The sequence below is a fragment of the Ferrovibrio terrae genome (assembly GCF_007197755.1).
GTDB lineage: Bacteria > Pseudomonadota > Alphaproteobacteria > Ferrovibrionales > Ferrovibrionaceae > Ferrovibrio > Ferrovibrio terrae.
In genome coordinates, this window is sequence record NZ_CP041636.1 from 3,721,352 (window position 1) to 3,740,665 (window position 19,314).

3 protein-coding genes are annotated in these 19,314 nt (G+C 62.5%); all 3 read right to left on the reverse strand.

Annotated features, from left to right (window positions below; all coding sequences use genetic code 11):
* Positions 1–76 precede the first annotated feature (76 nt).
* The 3 genes from FNB15_RS21405 to FNB15_RS21410 all read right to left on the reverse strand — a co-directional run bounded on the left by FNB15_RS21405 (position 77) and on the right by FNB15_RS21410 (position 19,056).
* On the reverse strand, positions 77–8,647 hold the full coding sequence (locus tag FNB15_RS21405; RefSeq protein ID WP_144258097.1) for a beta strand repeat-containing protein: 8,571 nt from the start codon (positions 8,645–8,647) through the stop codon (positions 77–79).
* Between the two features lie 43 nt (positions 8,648–8,690).
* Positions 8,691–10,745, reverse strand: coding sequence for an O-linked N-acetylglucosamine transferase, SPINDLY family protein (locus FNB15_RS18305; RefSeq protein WP_144258098.1), 2,055 nt, complete (start codon positions 10,743–10,745; stop codon positions 8,691–8,693).
* 139 nt (positions 10,746–10,884) lie between these two features.
* A complete protein-coding gene (locus FNB15_RS21410) occupies positions 10,885–19,056 on the reverse strand; it encodes a beta strand repeat-containing protein (protein ID WP_144258099.1) in 8,172 nt (2,723 codons plus the stop codon).
* Between the last annotated feature and the right edge of the window lie 258 nt (positions 19,057–19,314).

Consider the following 19,314-nt stretch of genomic DNA (forward strand, 5'->3'; position numbering starts at 1 on the left):
CGACCTCCAGGGGGCAGGCCTAGGTCTGCCGACACCGCATCAGGAGCGCGCTGCAACAAGATATTCCTCATCCCGCTCAGCCAATCGCCAGAAGCCAGGCTTCGATCTGTTCATCGCCGAACAACTCGACCTGGGCCTGCGTCAGTGCATTGGCTTGGGTCGTGGTCATCGAGGAAATCGACGTCGTGGTCAGGCCAACAATGGCGGTCAACGAAATGGCCGCCAGCTGGGTGGTCGACAACTCGTCGATATCGATTTCCTCGAGGGCGCCAACCTGGGTCAAGGTCAGACCGGTCATCTGCGCCGCGGTCAGAACGCCAACCTGGGCCGCGTCCAATCCGTTGAAGGCGGTTTCCGTCAACGCGCCAATCTGGGACGCTGAGAGGCCGGCCAGCGCCGTGGTGCTGAGCGCCACCGTCTGCGTGCTGTCGAGGGCGCCAAGCTGCGTCGTGGTCAGCGCTTTGACCTGCGCCGAGGTCAGTACGCCCAGCCGATCCGTATCGAGTGCGTTCAGGCTGGTGGTGGTGAGCGCCGCAATCTGCGTGGCCAGCAGGCCGCCCACCGCAGTACTGGTCAGCGCCTCGACCTGGGTGCTTTCCAGGGTGCCGATCTGCGTGGCGGTCAGGCCCCTCGCCTGCGTCAGGCTCAGAACACCGAACTGATCCGCTGTCAGCGCGTCAAGCTGCGTCGTGGTCAGCGCACCGATTTGCTGCGACGTCAGGCCGGCCACGCGCGTGGTGTCCAGCTGAGCCAGATTGGTGGTGCTCAGGGCCGCCGCCTGTGTCGTGCTCAGCGAACCAAGCTGGGTCGAGCTCAGTTCGTTGAAATCCTCCGGATCAAGCTGGTTGATCTGCGTCGTGGTCAGACCGCGCAATTGGATAGCGGTCAAGGCCTGCGCCTGAGTGGTATCGAGGTGCTTGAGGTTGGTACTGCTCAGGGTCTGCAGTTGCGTCGCCGTCAGCGATTTGATCTGTGTCGAGCTCAGCTCCGCAATGTCAGTCTCTTCCAGCCCCTCGATCTGTGTCGTGGTCAGGGCCGCGATCTGACTCCCCAGCAATGCCTGGGTCTGCGTCTCGTCCAGGGCGTTGAAGGCCGTGGTCGTCAACGAGCCGATCTGCGCAGCGGTCAGGCCAGCCAGCGCCGAAGTGCTGAGCGCGGTGATCTGCGTGGACAAGGCACCGAGCTGCGTTGTAGTCAGCCCCTTCACCTGCGTCGCAGTCAGGGCGCCAAATACAGCCGTATCAAGATTTTCAATCTGCGTGGTGGTCAGGCCGCTGAGCTGGGTGGCTGCCAGATTGGCGATCGTCGTGGTGCTGAGTTCCGAGAACTGCTCGGTAGACAGCGAACCGATCTGCGTCGAGGTCAGGCCCTTGATCTGGGTCGAAGTCAGCGCCGCAAAGACCGTCGTATTCAGTTCATCGATTTGGGTCGTCGTTAGCGCGCCGATCTGCGTCGAAACGAGGGCCGCAATGCGGGTTTCATCAAGGTCTGGCAGGAGGGTGGTGCTCAGGCCCTTGATCTGGGTGGTGGTCAGGGTGCCGAACTGCGTCGCTGTCAGTTCATTCAGATCGGCCGCCAACAAGCCGTTCAGCTGCGTGGTGGTCAACGCCCTGAGCTGGGCGCTGCTGAGCGCCTGGAACTGGGTTTCGTCGAGTTGCGACAGGTTTTCGGTCGACAGAGACTTGATCTGCGTCACCGTCACCGCCTTGAGCTGGGTTACGGTCAGATCGGCGACATCTTCGGAACGCAAGCCAGCGATCTGCGTCGTGGTCAGGCCGGCAATCTGAACTGTGGTCAGCGCGCGGGTCTGGGCGGTATCAAGCTCGTTAAGCGCTTCCGTGCTCAACGCCGCGATCTGGGTCGCAGCCAGGCCGGACAGGGTCGTGGTGCTCAGCGCCGTGATCTGCGTGCTGTCGAGCGACCCGAATTGCGTGGTGGTCAGCCCCTTGATCTGTGTGGCCGTCAGCGCGGTGAATGCCGTGGTGCTGAGGGCGCCCAGCTGTGTCGTGGTGAGAGCGCCAAGCTGCAGCGCCGTCAAACCGCCGACCTGTGTGGTGGTCAGTTCGGCAATGGCGGTCTCGTTGATGGCCTTGACCTGCAGGGTGGTCAGACCTGCAAGCTGGGTCGAGGTCAGATCCAGCAGATCGGTGCTTTCAAGTCCGGCAATCTGCGTGGTGGTCAACGCCTTGAGCTGCAATGCACTCAGAGCCTGGAACTGGGTGGTGTCGAGCGCTTCCAGATCTTCCTGCTCCAGCGCCGCAACCTGCGATGCCGTCAAAGCCTTGATCTGCGTCAGGCTCAGTTCACCGATATCGGTGGTGGTCAGTTCCGCAACCTGCGTGGTCGCCAGACCGGCAATCTGTGCGGCGCTCAGCGCCGACGTTTGTGTGGTGTTGAGTTCAGACAGATTGGTCGACGTCAATGCGCGCAACTGCAACGTGGTCAGCGACTTGATCTGCGTTGTCGTGAGATCGGCAACATCGAGTGAATCAAGCGACGCGATCTGCGTCGTGGTCAGGGCTGCAATCTGCGTCCCCGCCAGGGACTTTGCCTGGGTCGAACTCAGTGCGTTCAGCGTCGATGTTGCCAGGGCTTTGATCTGCGCCGCCGTCAGGCCGGCCAGAGCAGCGGTGCTCAGCCCCTCAACCTGCGTATCCTTCAACGCGGCCACTTGCGTGGTCGTCAGCCCCTTGATCTGCGTCGATGTGAATGCGGCAAAAACAGTCGAATCGAGAGTGTCGAGCTGTGTCGAGGTCAGGCCGCCGATCTGCAGAGCGGTCAGGTTGGCAATAGCGGTCGAACTCAGAGCGCTGAACTGGTCATTGTCCAACGAACCGATCTGCGTCGACGTCAAGCCCTTGGTCTGCGTCGACGTCAGGGCCGCGAAGACCTCGCTGGTAATCGCGTCAAGCTGCCCGGTGGTGAGCGCGCCGATCTGGGTCGCGGCCAGGGCCCCAACCTGGGTTTCGGTCAGGTTTTCTATGGCACCATCGGTAAAGGCGCGAATCTGCGTCGTGTTCAGGCTGCCGAACTGCGTGGACGTCAGTTCACCAAGGTCTTCGCTGCTGAGCCCGCTGATCTGCGTCGTCGTCAGGGCCTGCACCTGCGCCGTGGTCAGCGCCTGCGCCTGGGTCTCGGTCAGAGCCGCGAGATTTTCGCTGGTTAGCGACTTGAGCTGCGTCGCGGTCAGCGCCTTGATCTGGGTCGTGCTCAGCTCGGCGATATCTTCCTCAGCCAGAGCATTGATCTGCGTCGTGGTCAGGCCGGCGATCTGCGATGCCGTCAGGGACTGCATCCGCGTGGTGTCGAGACTGTTCAGCGCAGTCGAGGTCAACGCACCGAGCTGAGAACCGGTCAGGCCGGAAATCGCTGTGCCGCTCAGCAGTGCAATCTGGGTATCTTCCAGCGATGCGATCTGGGTGGTGGTCAGCCCCTTCACCTGCGTGACGTTCAACGCACCGAGCAGGGTTTCGTTCGCGCTATCAAGCTGCGTAGTGGTCAGCGCTGCGATTTGAAGTGCCGTAAGACCACCAACCTGTGCTGACGTCAGAGTCTCAAGGACCGCTGCATCAATGCTGCTGATCTGCGCTGTTGACAGGGCGCCGATCTGCGTCGACGTCAGTTCCTCCAGATCGGAGGCCGCGAAATTCGCTATCTGCGTCGTGGTCAACGCCTTGAGCTGTGCCGCCGTGAGCGCCTGAGCCTGCGTCTCGCTCAGCGCGGAGATGCTCTCGCTGGTGAGGCCTTTAAGCTGCGTCGCCGTCAGCGACTTGATCTGCGTCACCGTCAGATCGGCAATTGAATCCACGTCGAGCGCATTGATCTGCGTCGTGGTCAAGGCGGCGATCTGGGTGGCGAGCAATGCTTTGCTCTGCGTCGTATCCAGAGCGATCAGCGCCTCTGTGCTGAGGGCCGCAATCTGCGACGAAACCAGGCCCGTGAGTGCGGTCCCTGTCAGGGCCTTGACCTGGTCTTCCAGCAAGGCGCCGACCTGGGTGGTCGTCAGTCCCCTGATCTGGGTCGAGGTCAGGACGCCCAGCGCTTCCGTGCTGAGTGCGCCAATCAGCGTGCTGCTCAGGCTGCCGATCTGGGCAGACGTCAGACCGCCGATCGCAGTCGTGGTCAGTCCGCTGAACTGGGTTTCATCCAGCGACGCAATCTGCGTCGTGGTCAGGGCCTTCACCTGCGTCGTGCTCAACTCGGCAATGACCGTCGATGTCAGAGCGTCAAGTTGGGTGGTGCCAAGAGCGCTGATCTGGCTGGCAGCCAGCGCTTTTACCTGGGATGTGGTAAGGAAGCCGATAACAGTGTCGCTGAGACCCTTGATCTGCGTGACCGACAGGGCCGCGACCTGACTGGTGCTGAGTTCCGCAACGTCCGCATCAATCAGATCGTTCAGCTGCGTCGTGGTCAGCGCCTGAATCTGCTGATTGCTCAACGCCTGGACCTGCGTGGTTTCGAGAGCCGCCAGGCCATCACTATTCAGCGATTTGATCTGCGTGGCTGTCAGCGCCTTGAGCTGCGTCGTCGTCAGATCGGCAACATCCGTCGTTTCCAGCGACGAAATCTGGGTCGTGGTCAGGGCTGCGATCTGCGTGGCAGCCAGCGCTTTGCTCTGCGTCGTATCCAGAGCAATCAGCGCCGTGGTGCTCAGGGCGGCAATCTGTGTGCCCGCAAGGCCGGTGAGCGCGGAGCTGCTGAACGCGGAAACCTGGGTCGATTCGAGCGCCTTGATCTGCGTCGTGGTAAGCCCCTTGATCTGCGTCGAGGTCAGAGCGCTCACGGTGGCGGTATCAAGAGAATTGAGCTGTGTCGAGGTCAGACCACCGATCTGCGAAGCGGTCAGGCCGCCAATCGTGGTTGTGGTCAGCAGGGCAAACTGTTCGTCGCTAAGCGCACCAAGCTGAGCCGCCGTCAGCCCCTTGATCTGGGTGGCCGTCAGCGCCGAGAAGGCGTCGTCATCCAGTGATGCGATCTGCGTCGTTGTCAGCGCGCCGATCTGCGCGACCGCCAGAGCCTGAACCTGCGTCGTCTCGAGTTCATTCAGAGTCGTGGTGGTCAGGCCCTTGATCTGGGTGGTCGACAGGCCCTTGATCTGCGTCTCACTCAGCTCGCGCAGGTCGTCTGATGTCAGGGTGTTCAATTGCGTCGTGGTCAGAGCCTGCAACTGCAGCGTGGTAAGTGCCTGGGCCTGGGTGGTATCCAGCGCCGACAGATTCGTATCCGTCAGCGCCTTGATCTGCGTAACAGACAGGGCCTTGATCTGTGTCGTGGTCAGATCCGCTACATCCGCAGTATCCAGCGCTGCGATCTGCGTGGTCGTCAGCGCCGCGATCTGCGTGGCGCCAAGCGCCTTGCTTTGTGTCGTATCCAGCGCATTCAGTGCCTCTGTGCTCAGAGCTTTGATCTGGGCAACAGTGAAGCCCGCAAGCGCCGCGGTGCTCAGAACCCCCACCTGGCTGCTGGTCAACGCACCGACCTGCGTGGTCGTGAATCCCCTGATCTGCGTCGCGGAGAGCGCGCCCAGAGCATCGGTGCTCAGGGCATCAATCAACGTTGCGGTCAGGCCGGAAATCTGGGCGGACGTGAGGCCGGAAATGGCCGCAGTGCTGATCGCACCAAACTGCGTGGTCTCCAGAGAACCGATCTGCGTTGAGGTCAGCCCCTTCACCTGGGTGGAGGTCAGTTCAGCGAAAACAGCGTCGCTCAGCCCATCAATCTGGGTCGTGGTGAGGCTGGCGATCTGCGTGGCGGTCAACGCCTGCCGCTGAGCGCTGCTCAGGCCATCAATATTGGTATTGCTGAGGTTCGCAATCTGCGTAGTACTGAGGCCGGCTATCTGCGTCGTATTGAAGTCGGCAAATTCGACGGCAGCAAGATCATTCAGCTGGGTTGTGGTCAGCCCCTGGAGCTGCGCCGTCGACAGCACCTGAATCTGCGTCGAGGTCAACGTCGCCAGATTATCGCTGCTCAGAGCCCGCAACTGCGTGGTGGTGAAGCTCTTCAGCTGTGTGACGGTCAGTTCTGCCACATCCGCGGAGTCCAGCGCCGCCACCTGCGTCGTGGTCAACCCCTTGAGTTGGGTTGCCGTCAGCGCAGCGCTCTGCGTCTCGCTCAGGGCATTCAGCGCTGTCGTGATCAAAGCGCCGATCTGCGAAGAACTCAGCGCCGCAAGCACTGTGCTGCTCAGAGCAGTAATCTGGGTTTCATCAAGCGAGGCGATCTGCGTTGTCGTCAGGCCCTTGGCCTGTGTCGAGGTCAGCAATGCGATCTCGTCGGCATCCAGACTGTCGAGCAACGTAGTGCTCAACGTACTGATCTGCGATGCAGTCAGGCTCTGCAGCCGCGTTGACGTCAGATCAGACAGCGCGGTCGAATTCATTGCCGCTATCTGGGTGGTCGAAAGTGCGGCAAACTGCGTCGAACTCAACTCATCGACATCGGTTTCACTGAGGCCCGCGATCTGCGTCGTGGTCAGCGCCTTGATTTGCGCCGTGCTCAGCGCCTGGAACTGGGTCGTGTCGAGTTGCGAGAGATTTGTGCTGGTCAGCGCCTTGAGCTGCGTGACGCTCAATGCCTTGAGCTGCGTTGTGGTCAGATCCGCTACATCCGCAGTATCCAGCGCCGCAATCTGTGTCGTGGTCAGGGCCGCAATCTGGGTGGCCGTCAACGCCCGGGTCTGCGTGGTGTCCAGTTCATTGATGGCCGAGGTGGTCAGCGCGGCGATCTGGGTGCTAGCGAGTGCTGAAATGGCCGCGGTAGTCAGGGCTGCAACCTGGCTCCCCTCCAGCGACGCGATCTGCGTCGTGGTCATGGCCTTGACCTGAGTGGAACTCAGTCCGGCAAATACATCCTGATCCAGCGCATCGATCTGCGTGGTGGTCAGAACGCCGATCTGCGCAGCCGTCAGGTTGAGAACCTGGGTATTTGTGAGCCCGTCGATCGCCTTGATCTGAGTCGTCGATAAGCCGGCAAACTGGGTGGCGGTCAGCAACCCGATCTGCTCAGAGACCCATCCAGAAATCTGCGTCGTGGTGAGTCCGCCGATCTGGCCAGACGACAAGGCACCGATCTGCGCCGACGACAAATTGTTCAAATCGTCCGTTGCCAGCGACCGCAGCTGGGTTGTCGACAGAGCCGAAAGCTGCGCTACCGTCAGGTCGCCGACGTCAGCACTGTCGAATGCATCGATCTGCGTTGTGGTAAAGCCTTTGACCTGCGTCGTGGTCAGCGCCTGTACCTGCGTGGCGTCCAGGAAATTGAGCGCAGTAGTGCTTACCGCTCCGATCTGAGCCGCTGTCAGTCCCGACAGTGCGACATTCGTCAGAGCGGCAACCTGGGTATCTTCCAGTGATGCGACCTGGGTCGTCGTCAGCCCCTTGACCTGCGTCGAGGTCAGCGTGCCAAACGCCTCCCCTACCAGCACATCCAGCTGCGCCGTCGTCAGCGCGCCGAGCTGTGTCGATGTCATATTGGAAACCTGTGTCGTGGACAGGCTTTCGATCGTCTCTGTGCTCAGCACTTTAATCTGGGAGGACGTCAGCGCCTTGAATTGCGTCGCTGTCAGCGCCGCGCTGTCCAGCGCGGCAATCTGCGTCGTAGTCAGATTGGCAACCTGTGTCGTAGTCAGCGCCGCTGTCTGCGTGGCAGTCAGGACCTTGAGACCATCCGTGCTCAATGCGCGCAGCTGCGTGGTGCTCAGCGCGGCGAGCGCCGATGTGGCCAGCGCTTCGACATTCGTCTCGCTCAACGCACCGATCTGGGTCGTCGTCAGGCCCTTGGCCTGCGTCGCATTCAGGGCCCCAATAGTCTCAACGCTGATCCCGTCGAGCTGTGTCGTGGTCAGGGCGCCGATCTGGGTCGCCGTCAGCTGTCCGAATTGCGTGGTGGTGAACTCATCGAGATCCGCCGCCAGGAGCCCCCTGATCTGGGTCGTCGACAGGGCGCGAAGCTGCGTCGACGTCAGCGCCTGCGCCTGCGTTTCCTCCAGCGCGCTCAGATTGGTGGTGCTGATTCCCGTGAGCTGTGTTGATGCCAGCGCCCCCAGCACCGAGTTGCTGAAAGCCTGGAACTGAGCCTGATCGAGCGCGCCCATCTGGGTCGCCGACATGCCCTTGACCTGAGACGAGCTCAGCACGCTCAGAATATCAGGGACAAGCAGCTTGAACTGCGTCGTGGTGAGCGCGCCGATCTGCGTCGACGCGAAATTCTTGAAATGGCTTGTCGTCAGGTCATTCAACGTGGTCGTGCTGAGCAGACGCAGCTGACCCGTGCCGACCTGGGCCAGCTGGGCTGCGGTGAGTTCGTCAAACTCCTCGACGCGTAACGCGCCAACCTGGGTGGTATTCAGGCTGCGGATCTGCGTACCGCTGAGCGCCTGCATCTGGGTGCTGTCGAATTCCAGGATCTTGGTCGACAGCGCTTGAATCTGGGCCGAACTGAAGACGGCGATCTGAGCGGCATTGAAGACCATCTGGTCTTCATTGAAGTAACCAATCTGCGTCGACAGGAGCTGCGCAACCTGTCCCGTGTTGAGCGCGACGATCTGGGTGGAGTCAAGCGACTGAATATCAGTCGACGTCAGCGCCCTGAGCTGTGCAAGTGTCAGCGCCTTAATGCCGGAGGATGTCAGTTCTGATACACTCATCTCGACTCTCCACGCCCGGACCGCTTCTCGGTCCGCGACCTGTTCAACTCGCGCGCTTTTTTCCCATATAGGCCTGCTCGGTGGCCTTGATCACCTTGGCTGTCCACAAACGCCGATCCTCGGGAACTGGGCGGAATTTGTGACGGGCAGCGATCTTGGCCTGGTAGAAACCGTTGAAATTGTCTTTCGCCAGCATTTCCTGCGCTTCGTGATCTTCTTCGCAGGACAGTTCGTGATAGAGGTCCAGATTAGCAAGATCGGGTACGGGAATTGCCCCCTTCTCGAAGTCCTGCCACATCTGCTGATACAGGCCCTCGAGCGATCGGGCCAGACCGTTCATATCGAACAGCACGCTGGTGTCGCGCACCTTGGCCAGCTTGTCGCGGCACTTTTTCAGTGCGGCGCGATCGTTGCCGAGCGCAATCGCTTTCTTGACATAATCCTCTGGCGACTCACAGATCATTTCCGGCATACCCACGGCCTGCACCAGGCTGCCGCAGACGCGCGACGCGAAACCACGGCCGGAGAATGTCAGTACGGGAACACCCATCCACAGTGCATCGGACGCCGTGGTATGGGCACCATAAGGGAAGGTGTCGAGGAACAGATCGGCCAGCGGATAGCGCGCCAGGTGTCTCGGATTTGGCTGCTTAGCGGCGAAAATGATGCGGTCCGGCGAGATACCCCGCGCCTTCGCGCCTTCACGCAGTGTTTCATGCGTGACGTCGGACGACCCGAGCAGCCACAGAACGCTGTTCGGAACATTGGCGAGAATCTGCATCCAGCGGTCGAAGGTGAGCTTGCGCAGTTTATGCGCGCCGTTGAAGCAGCAGAACACCACGGCATCTTCAGGCAGGCCGGCATCCGCGCGGGTCGGCTGTTCGGTGGCGATCACGCGCTTACGGTCGGTCGGCTGGTAGCACGGCAGGCGCGCCACCTTCTCCGTGTAATACACCTCGAAATCCTTCGGAATCAGCCACTCATCCGCAATGATATACTGATGGTATGGACTCGCCATGCTGCCCGGATAGCCAAGCCAGTTCACGATTACCGGTGCCGGACGATACGACAGCGCCTTGGTACGCGCGTCGCGCGTATAACCGTTCACATCGACCAGGATGTCGATGTTGTCGGCGGCAATGCGCTCTGCCGCTGCACGGTCATCCATGTCGCTGACATCGATCCAGTGCTCAACGGCTGCGTTGATGCGTCGCTTGGTCGGATCGTCAGTCTTGATGCCGCAATAGTATGCGAAGACCTCGACCTTCTCGCGATCATGCAATTCGAACAGCTCTGACATCAGGAAGCCGATCGCATGCTCGCGCAGATCCGAGGAGAGATAACCGATGCGCAGCCGTTTCGACGGCTTGCGCGCCGTCGTCTGCCAAAGATATTCGCCATTAAGGGAAGGATCACCGATACCGCGGTTATACGCCCAGGCACCGCCCAGCTGGAACAGCGGATCATCCGAATAGGCACCCGATGATAACGGGCTGAAGCCCTTCATCAGGTCCATGCGGGTGACGCCCTCCCATGGCTCGACCACCGGCCACTTGTTCAGGATCATGCGCTGCGACAGGAAATGCTGCGCGACATCGTTCTGCTTCGGATCGAGCGTCAGACCCTGCCGCAACACGGCCTCGCATGAGGCGTGCTGCAGATTGCTTTCCAGCACACGGCCGATCTGCTTGTAGGCGGTCTTCTTATGCTCGATCGCCGGCGCGGTCAGTGTGGCCAGTCGCTGAACAATCAGATTCCACTGATTGACGGCCGCATTAGCGTTGCCCATGCGCTCCAGCACATTGCCGAGATTGATATAGGCCGGATAGAAATCTGGATTGGCGGTGACGGTCTCTTCGTAGACCGCCTTCGCAGCGGGAAGATCGCCGCGTGCGCTTAGCAAAGTGCCAAGATTGAAACCTGCCACATACCGGAATGGGTCGGTGGGATTACACTTATCCCACAGCCTGTATAGCAGGATCGCCTTGTCAGCCTCACCACTGGTCTGCAGGCGCGCGGCCTGATCAATCAACTCCGTGATGGGCATCGGACGTTCGGCCAGTGTTGCGACCAAACTTTCGAAATGCGAACTACTCATCTTTACCCCATGCAGCTGCCGCTGACGCCAACGGCTTCCCTTACTAGAGGAGTAAAGGTTACTCCCTTAATAAATCACTACGGGAAGCTGCTCGGGAGGCAGGAGCGACAAAGTCGTATTCCCGCCTCCCGGAGGAGCCTTAGCCAAGGGCCTCGAGCCAGGCCTCGATCTGCTCGTTGCTCAGCACGCCGACCTGGGCCTGCGTGAAGGCATTCGCCTGGGTCGAGGTCAGCTCAGCGATGTTGGTGGTGCTGAGCAACTGGATCGCCGTGGTGTTGATCGCGGCAATCTGCGTCGCATGGAACTCCGCGATATCGGAGGTATCCAGCGCGCCGATCTGCGTCGAGCTCAGACCAGCCACCTGTGCCGTCGACAGCGCCTGAACCTGGGCAGTGCTCAGGACGTTGAAGTTGGTCGTTCCCAGACCAGCAAGCTGCGTCGCAAGCAACTGGCCAACCTGAGTGGTGGTCAGGCCAGAGATGAAGGTCGTGTCGACGTCGCCCAACTGCGTCGTCGTCAGAGCCTTCACCTGCAGGACGGTCAGAGCCGCAGACTGCGTGGTGTCCAGAGCGGCCAGCTGCTCGGTGCCCAGAGCTCGGACCTGAAGCGCGGACAAACCGCTGACCTGGGTCGTGCTCAGTTCACCGATATCCGTCGTCTCCAGGTTGCTGACCTGCGTGGTGGTCAGGCCGCCCAGCTGGGCGTTGGTCAGCGCCTGGGTCTGTGCGGTAGTCAGAGCCGACAGATTGGTGCTGTTCAACTGCTGCAGCTGGGTGGTGGTCAGACCCTTGATCTGCGTGGTGGTCAGATCCCCGATCTCGGTCGTGTCGAACGAGGCGATCTGCGTCGTGGACAGACCCGCGATCTGCGTCGCAGTCAGCGCCTGCTGCTGGGTGGTATCCAGAGCATTCAGGGCGGTGGTGCTCAGAGCCTGCAGCTGCGTCGCCACCAGACCGGTGAGCGCCGTGCTGCCCAGTGCGGCAGCCTGGGTCTCATCCAGCGACTGGATCTGGGTCGTGGTCAGACCCTTCGCCTGCGTACTGGTGAGTGCGCCCAGCGCCGTGGTGCTGAGAGCGTCCAGCTGCTCGGTGCTCAGCGCCCCGACCTGAGCCGAAGTCAGACCGCCGGCGAGTGTGGTGGTGAGTTCGCCCAGCGCCGTGGTGCTGATCGACTTCACCTGGTCCGTGGTCAGCGAGCCGAGCTGCGTCGAGGTCAGCTCAGTCAGATCGGTGGTCTCCAGAGCGCCGATCTGCGTCGTGGTCAGCGCCTTGAGCTGCACCGCCGACAGCGACTGAGCCTGCGCGGTGGTCAGCGCATTCAGGTCGGTGGTCTCAAGCGCACTCACCTGCGTCGTGGTCAGCGCCTTGATCTGCGTCGTCGACAGATCCGCGATGTCAGTCGTCTCAAGCGAGGCGATCTGCGTCGTGGTCAGAGCCGCGATCTGCGTGGCGGCCAGAGCCTGCTGCTGCGCGGTGCTCAGCGCATTCAGGTTCGTGGTCGTCAGCGACTTGATCTGCGTTGCCGTCAGCGCCTTGACCTGAGTGTCCGTCAGATCCCCGATCTCGGTCGTGTCGAGCGAGGCGATCTGCGTCGTGGTCAGGGCTGCGATCTGCGTCGCCGCCAGAGCCTGCTGCTGGGTGGTATCCAGAGCATTCAGGGCGGTGGTGCTCAGAGCCTGCAGCTGCGTCGCCGCCAGACCCTTGATCGCCGTGCTGCTCAGCGCAGCGGCCTGCGTCTCATCCAGCGAGTCGACCTGGGTCGTCGTCAGACCCTTGATCTGCGTGCTGCTGATCGCGCCGATCGCCGTGGTGCTCAGCGCATCCAGCTGCTCGGTGCTCAGCGCACCCAGCTGTGCGGCCGTCAGACCACCAACCGAGGTCGTGGTCAGGTCGGCCAGCGCCGTGGTGCTGATCGACTTCACCTGGTCCGTGGTCAGCGAGCCGAGCTGCGTCGGGGTCAGATCAGCCAGGTCGGTGCTTTCCAGCGCGCCGATCTGCGTCGTGGTCAGCGCCTTGAGCTGCACCGCCGACAAGTTCTGAGCCTGCGTCGAGGTCAGCGCATTCAGGTCGGTGGTCTCAAGCGCACCGACCTGCGTCGTGGTCAGCGCCTTGAGCTGCGTCGCCGACAGATCCGCGATGTCAGTCGTCTCAAGCGAGGCGATCTGCGTCGTGGTCAGAGCCGCGATCTGCGTGGCGGCCAGAGCCTGCTGCTGCGCGGTGCTCAGCGCATTCAGGTTCGTGGTCGTCAGCGACTTGATCTGCGTCGCCGTCAGCGCCTTGAGCTGGGTCTCCGTCAGATCCGCGATGTCAGTCGTCTCAAGCGAGGCGATCTGCGTCGTGGTCAGGGCTGCGATCTGCGTCGCCGCCAGGGCCGTGGACTGAGTGGTGTCCAGAGCATTCAGGGCGGTGGTACTCAGAGCCTGCAGCTGCGTCGCCACCAGACCCTTGATCGCCGTGCTGCTCAGCGCAGCGGCCTGCGTCTCATCCAGCGAGTCGACCTGGGTCGTGGTCAGACCCTTGATCTGTGCACTGCTGAGAGCGCCGATCGCCGTGGTGCTCAGCGCATCCAGCTGCTCGGTGCTCAGCGCACCCAGCACGCTCGCCGTCAGCGCACCGATCTGGCCGGCGCCGAGTTCAGCGATCGCCGTGGTGCTGATCGCCTTCACCTGGTCCGTGGTCAGCGAGCCGAGCTGCGTCGAGGTCAGCTCCGCGATGTCGGTGCTTTCCAGCGCGCCCACCTGCGTCGTGGTCAGACCCTTGAGCTGAGCCGCCGACAGCGACTGAACCTGTGTGGTGACCAGCGCATTCAGGTCGGTGGTCTCAAGCGCACCGACCTGCGTCGAGGTCAGCGCCTTGATCTGCGTCTCCGTCAGGTCCGCGATGTCAGTCGTCTCAAGCGAGGCGATCTGCGTCGTGGTCAGAGCCGCGATCTGCGTGGCGGCCAGAGCCTGCTGCTGCGTATCAGCAAGTGCATTCAGGTTCGTGGTCGACAGGGCCTGGATCTGCGCCGCACTCAGCGCCTTCACCTGGGCCACGGCGAGCTCTTCGATATCAGTGGTTTCCAGCGCACCGATCTGCGTCGTGGTCAGACCAGCAATCTGGGTTGCCGCCAGAGACTGCGTCTGCGTGGTGTCCAGAGCATTCAGGGCGGTGGTGGTGATCGCACCAACCTGCGCCGCAGACAGACCCTTGATCGCGGTGCTGCTCAGCGCAGCAACCTGGGTCTCATCCAGCGAGCCGACCTGGGTCGTCGTCAGACCCTTGATCTGCGTGCTGGTGAGCGCGCCAACGGCCGTGGTGCTCAGCACATCCAGCTGCTCGGTGCTCAGCGCACCCAGCTGCGAGGCCGTCAGGCCGCCCGCCGCGGTGGTGGTCAGGTCGGCCAGCGCCGTGGTGCTGATCGACTTCACCTGGTCCGTGGTCAGCGAGCCGATCTGCGATGCAGTGAGCTCAGCCAGGTCGGTGCTTTCCAGCGCGCCGATCTGCGTCGTGGTCAGCGCCTTGAGCTGCACCGCCGACAGCGACTGAGCCTGCGCGGTGGTCAGCGCATTCAGGTCGGTGGTCTCAAGCGCACTCACCTGCGTCGTGGTCAGCGCCTTGATCTGCGTCGTCGACAGATCCGCGATGTCAGTCGTCTCAAGCGAGGCGATCTGCGTCGTGGTCAGAGCCGCGATCTGTGTGGCAAGCAGAGCCTGCTGCTGCGCGGTGCTCAGCGCATTCAGGTTCGTGGTCGTCAGCGACTTGATCTGCGTTGCCGTCAGCGCCTTGACCTGGGTCTCCGTCAGATCCCCGATCTCGGTCGTGTCGAGCGAGGCGATCTGCGTCGTGGTCAGGGCTGCGATCTGCGTCGCCGCCAGAGCCTGCTGCTGGGTGGTATCCAGAGCATTCAGGGCGGTGGTGCTCAGAGCCTGCAGCTGCGTCGCCACCAGACCCTTGATCGCCGTGCTGCTCAGCGCGGCGGCCTGCGTCTCATCCAGCGAGTCGACCTGGGTCGTCGTCAGACCCTTGATCTGCGTGCTGCTGATCGCGCCGATCGCCGTGGTGCTCAGCGCATCCAGCTGCTCGGTGCTCAGCGCACCCAGCACGCTCGCCGTCAGCGCACCGATCTGGCCGGCGCCGAGTTCAGCGATCGCCGTGGTGCTGATCGACTTGACCTGCGTCGAGGTCAGCGAGCCGAGCTGCGTCGAGCTCAGTTCACTGACATCGGTGCTTTCCAGCGCGCCGATCTGCGTCGTGGTCAGCGCCTTGAGCTGAGCCGCCGACAGCGACTGAACCTGTGTGGTGACCAGCGCATTCAGGTCGGTGGTCTCAAGCGCACCGACCTGCGTCGTGGTCAGCGCCTTGACCTGCGTCTCCGTCAGGTCCGCGATGTCAGTCGTCTCAAGCGAGGCGATCTGCGTCGTGGTCAGAGCCGCGATCTGCGTGGCGGCCAGAGCCTGCTGCTGCGTATCAGCAAGTGCATTCAGGTTCGTGGTCGACAGGGCCTGGATCTGCGCCGCACTCAGCGCCTTCACCTGGGCCACGGCGAGCTCTTCGATATCAGTGGTTTCCAGCGCACCGATCTGCGTCGTGGTCAGACCAGCAATCTGGGTTGCCGCCAGAGACTGCGTCTGCGTGGTGTCCAGAGCATTCAGGGCGGTGGTGGTGATCGCACCAACCTGCGCCGCAGACAGACCCTTGATCGCGGTGCTGCTCAGCGCAGCAACCTGGGTCTCATCCAGCGAGCCGACCTGGGTCGTCGTCAGACCCTTGATCTGCGTGCTGGTGAGCGCGCCAACGGCCGTGGTGCTCAGCACATCCAGCTGCTCGGTGCTCAGCGCACCCAGCTGCGAGGCCGTCAGGCCGCCCGCCGCGGTGGTGGTCAGGTCGGCCAGCGCCGTGGTGCTGATCGACTTCACCTGGTCCGTGGTCAGCGAGCCGATCTGCGATGCAGTGAGCTCAGCCAGGTCGGTGCTTTCCAGCGCGCCGATCTGCGTCGTGGTCAGCGCCTTGAGCTGCACCGCCGACAGCGACTGAGCCTGCGCGGTGGTCAGCGCATTCAGGTCGGTGGTCTCAAGCGCACTCACCTGCGTCGTGGTCAGAGCCTTGATCTGCGTCGTCGACAGATCCGCGATGTCAGTCGTCTCAAGCGAGGCGATCTGCGTCGTGGTCAGAGCCGCGATCTGCGTGGCAAGCAGAGCCTGCTGCTGCGCGGTGCTCAGCGCATTCAGGTTCGTGGTCGTCAGCGACTTGATCTGCGTCGCCGTCAGCGCCTTGACCTGGGTCTCCGTCAGATCCCCGATCTCGGTCGTGTCGAGCGAGGCGATCTGCGTCGTGGTCAGGGCTGCGATCTGCGTCGCCGCCAGGGCCTGCTGCTGGGTGGTGTCCAGAGCATTCAGGGCGGTGGTGCTCAGAGCCTGCAGCTGCGTCGCCACCAGACCCTTGATCGCCGTGCTGCTCAGCGCGGCGGCCTGCGTCTCATCCAGCGAGTCGACCTGGGTCGTCGTCAGACCCTTGATCTGCGTGCTGCTGATCGCGCCGATCGCCGTGGTGCTCAGCGCATCCAGCTGCTCGGTGCTCAGCGCACCCAGCACGCTCGCCGTCAGCGCACCGATCTGGCCGGCGCCGAGTTCAGCGATCGCCGTGGTGCTGATCGACTTGACCTGCGTCGAGGTCAGCGAGCCGAGCTGCGTCGAGCTCAGTTCACTGACATCGGTGCTTTCCAGCGCACCGATCTGCGTCGTGGTCAGCGCCTTGAGCTGAGCCGCCGACAGCGACTGAACCTGTGTGGTGACCAGCGCATTCAGGTCGGTGGTCTCAAGCGCACCAATCTGCGTCGTGGTCAGCGCCTTGACCTGCGTCTCCGTCAGGTCCGCGATGTCAGTCGTGTCCAGGGCCTGGATCTGCTCGGTGGTCAGAGCCGCGATCTGCGTGGCGGCCAGAGCCTGCTGCTGCGCGGTGCTCAGCGCAACCAGGTTTGTGGTCGTCAGCGACTTGATCTGGGTTGTGGTCAGCGCCTTGACCTGGGTCTCCGTCAGATCTCCGATCTCGGTCGTGTCGAGCGAGGCGATCTGCGTCGTGGTCAGGGCTGCGATCTGCGTCGCCGCCAGGGCCTGCTGCTGCGTGGTATCCAGAGCATTCAGGGCGGTGGTGCTCAGAGCCTGCAGCTGCGTCGCCGCCAGACCCTTGATCGCCGTGCTGCTCAGCGCAGCGGCCTGCGTCTCATCCAGCGAGTCGACCTGGGTCGTCGTCAGCCCCTTGATCTGCGTGCTGCTGATCGCGCCGATCGCCGTGGTGCTCAGCGCATCCAGCTGCTCGGTGCTCAGCGCACCCAGCACGCTCGCCGTCAGCGCACCGATCTGGCCGGCGCCGAGTTCAGCGATCGCCGTGGTGCTGATCGACTTGACCTGTGTCGAGGTCAGCGAGCCGAGCTGCGTCGAACTCAGTTCACTGACATCGGTGCTTTCCAGCGCGCCGATCTGCGTCGTGGTCAGTGCCTTGAGCTGAGCCGCCGACAGGGCCTGGGTCTGCGCGGTGGTCAGCGCATTCAGGTCGGTGGTCTCAAGCGCACCAATCTGCGTCGTGGTCAGCGCCTTGATCTGCGTCGTCGACAGGTCAGCGATGTCAGTCGTTTCAAGCGAGGCGATCTGCGTCGTGGTCAGAGCCGCGATCTGTGTGGCAAGCAGAGCCTGCTGCTGCGTGGTATCCAGCGCATTCAGGTTCGTGGTCGTCAGCGACTTGATCTGCGTCGCCGTCAGCGCCTTGATCTGCGTCTCCGTCAGATCCGCGATGTCAGTCGTCTCAAGCGAGGCAATCTGCGTCGTGGTCAGACCGGCGATCTGCGTCGCCGCCAGAGCCTTCGACTGGGTGGTGTCCAGAGCATTCAGCGCCGTGGTGGTGAGCGCGCCAATCTGCGTCGCCGCCAGGCCCTTGATCGCCGTGGTGCTCAGCGCAGCAACCTGCGTCTCGTCCAGCGAGCCGACCTGGGTCGTGGTCAGATTCTTGATCTGCGCGCTATTGAGCGCACCAATCGCCGTGGAGCTCAGCACATCCAGCTGCTCGGTGCTCAGCGCACCCAGCTGCGAGGCCGTCAGGCCAGAGGCCTGCGTCGATGTCAGTTCGACCAGCGCCGTGGTGCTGAGCGACTTGAACTGCGTCGAGCTCAGCGAGCCGAGCTGCGTCGAGCTCAGTTCGAGCAGGTCGGTGGTTTCCAGAGCGCCGATCTGCGTCGTGGTCAGCGCCTTGAGCTGCACCGCCGACAGAACTTCGATCTGCGTCTGGACGAGCGCATTCAGGTCTTCCGTGTCAAGCACGCCGATCTGCGTCGCGGTCAGCGCCTTGATCTGAGTCGTGGTGAAATCAGCGATGTCCGAGCTGTCCAGCGACTTGATCTGCGTCGTGGTCAGGGCCGAAACCTGAGTCGCCGTCAGCGCCTTCTGCTGCGTGGTGTCCAGCGCAACCAGGTTCGTGGTCGACAGCGACTTGATCTGGGTTCCCGTCAGGGCCGAAATCTGAGTCGTGGTGAAGTCGGCAACATCGAGGCTGTCCAGCGCACCGATCTGCGTCGTGGTCAGAGCGGCAACCTGCGTGGCAACCAGAGCCCGGGTCTGATCAGTGTCGAGGGCGTTCAGCGCCGTGGTGCTCAGCGCCGCAACCTGCGACGTGAACAGCGCGCCGATGGCGGTGGTGGTCAGCGCAGTGGCCTGGGTTTCGTCAAGCTGGCCGACCTGGGTGGACGTGAAGCCCTTCGCCTGGGTCGCGCTCAGAGAATTGATGAAGGTCGTGGACAGCGCCTGGGTCTGCGTCGTGCTCAGGCTCTGGACCGAGGTCGAGCTCAGACCGCCGATCTGCGCGGTGGTCAGCTGCTCGAGGTTCGAAGTGCTGATGGCCCGGATCTGGGTGGCGTTCAGCGCACCGAGCTGGGTCGAGGTGAACTCGCCAATGTCGGCATTCTCCAGCGCGCCGATCTGCGTCGTGGTCAGCGCGCGAATCTGCGTGGTGTTCAGCGCGACAATCTGCGTGGTGTCGAGCGCCGAAACATTGGTTGTGCTCAAAGCACCCAACTGGGCGGCGGAGAGCACCGCGATCTGGGCTGCATCGAAGACCAGCTGCTCGGAAGTGAAGTAGCCGAACTGGGTGGCGGTGAGCGCTTTGACCTGCGAGGTGAGCAGCGCATCGACCTGCGTCGTGCTGAGCGATTCGATGCCAGTCTGCGAGAGCGCCGCGACCTGGGTCGACTTGAGCGACTGGATGTCTGTCGTGCTCAGGGCCTGAATGGCCGTCGAAGACAGGTTGGCAATCTGAGCAGTCGAAAGGAAGCTAATACCGGACATGAGAAATCTCCCCCAAAAAGCGCCTTGCGCTAGCCGTTAGTCGTGTATGCGATGCGACGGGTCAGGCGTGCCTCACGCCCCACTCGCCAGTGGAATAGGCTTGCGTACACGACATCGCCATTCCGGTGAGCCTGACACCAGAAGAGCGCAAAAATGCTGGAAACAGCGGAAATGCTAGAGAAACGAGCGACTACAGCCCGGATAAAATCCGGTCCAATTAGCTCGTTCAGCAGGACGATTTGCCATCTAGGGGCGAAT

Excerpts from the sequence above, each read along its gene's own strand:
- FNB15_RS21405 (WP_144258097.1), bottom strand. The coding sequence starts at position 8,647 with ATGAGTGTATCAGAACTGACATCCTCCGGCATTAAGGCGCTGACACTT.
- FNB15_RS18305 (WP_144258098.1), bottom strand. The coding sequence starts at position 10,745 with ATGAGTAGTTCGCATTTCGAAAGTTTGGTCGCAACACTGGCCGAACGT.
- FNB15_RS21410 (WP_144258099.1), bottom strand. The coding sequence starts at position 19,056 with ATGTCCGGTATTAGCTTCCTTTCGACTGCTCAGATTGCCAACCTGTCT.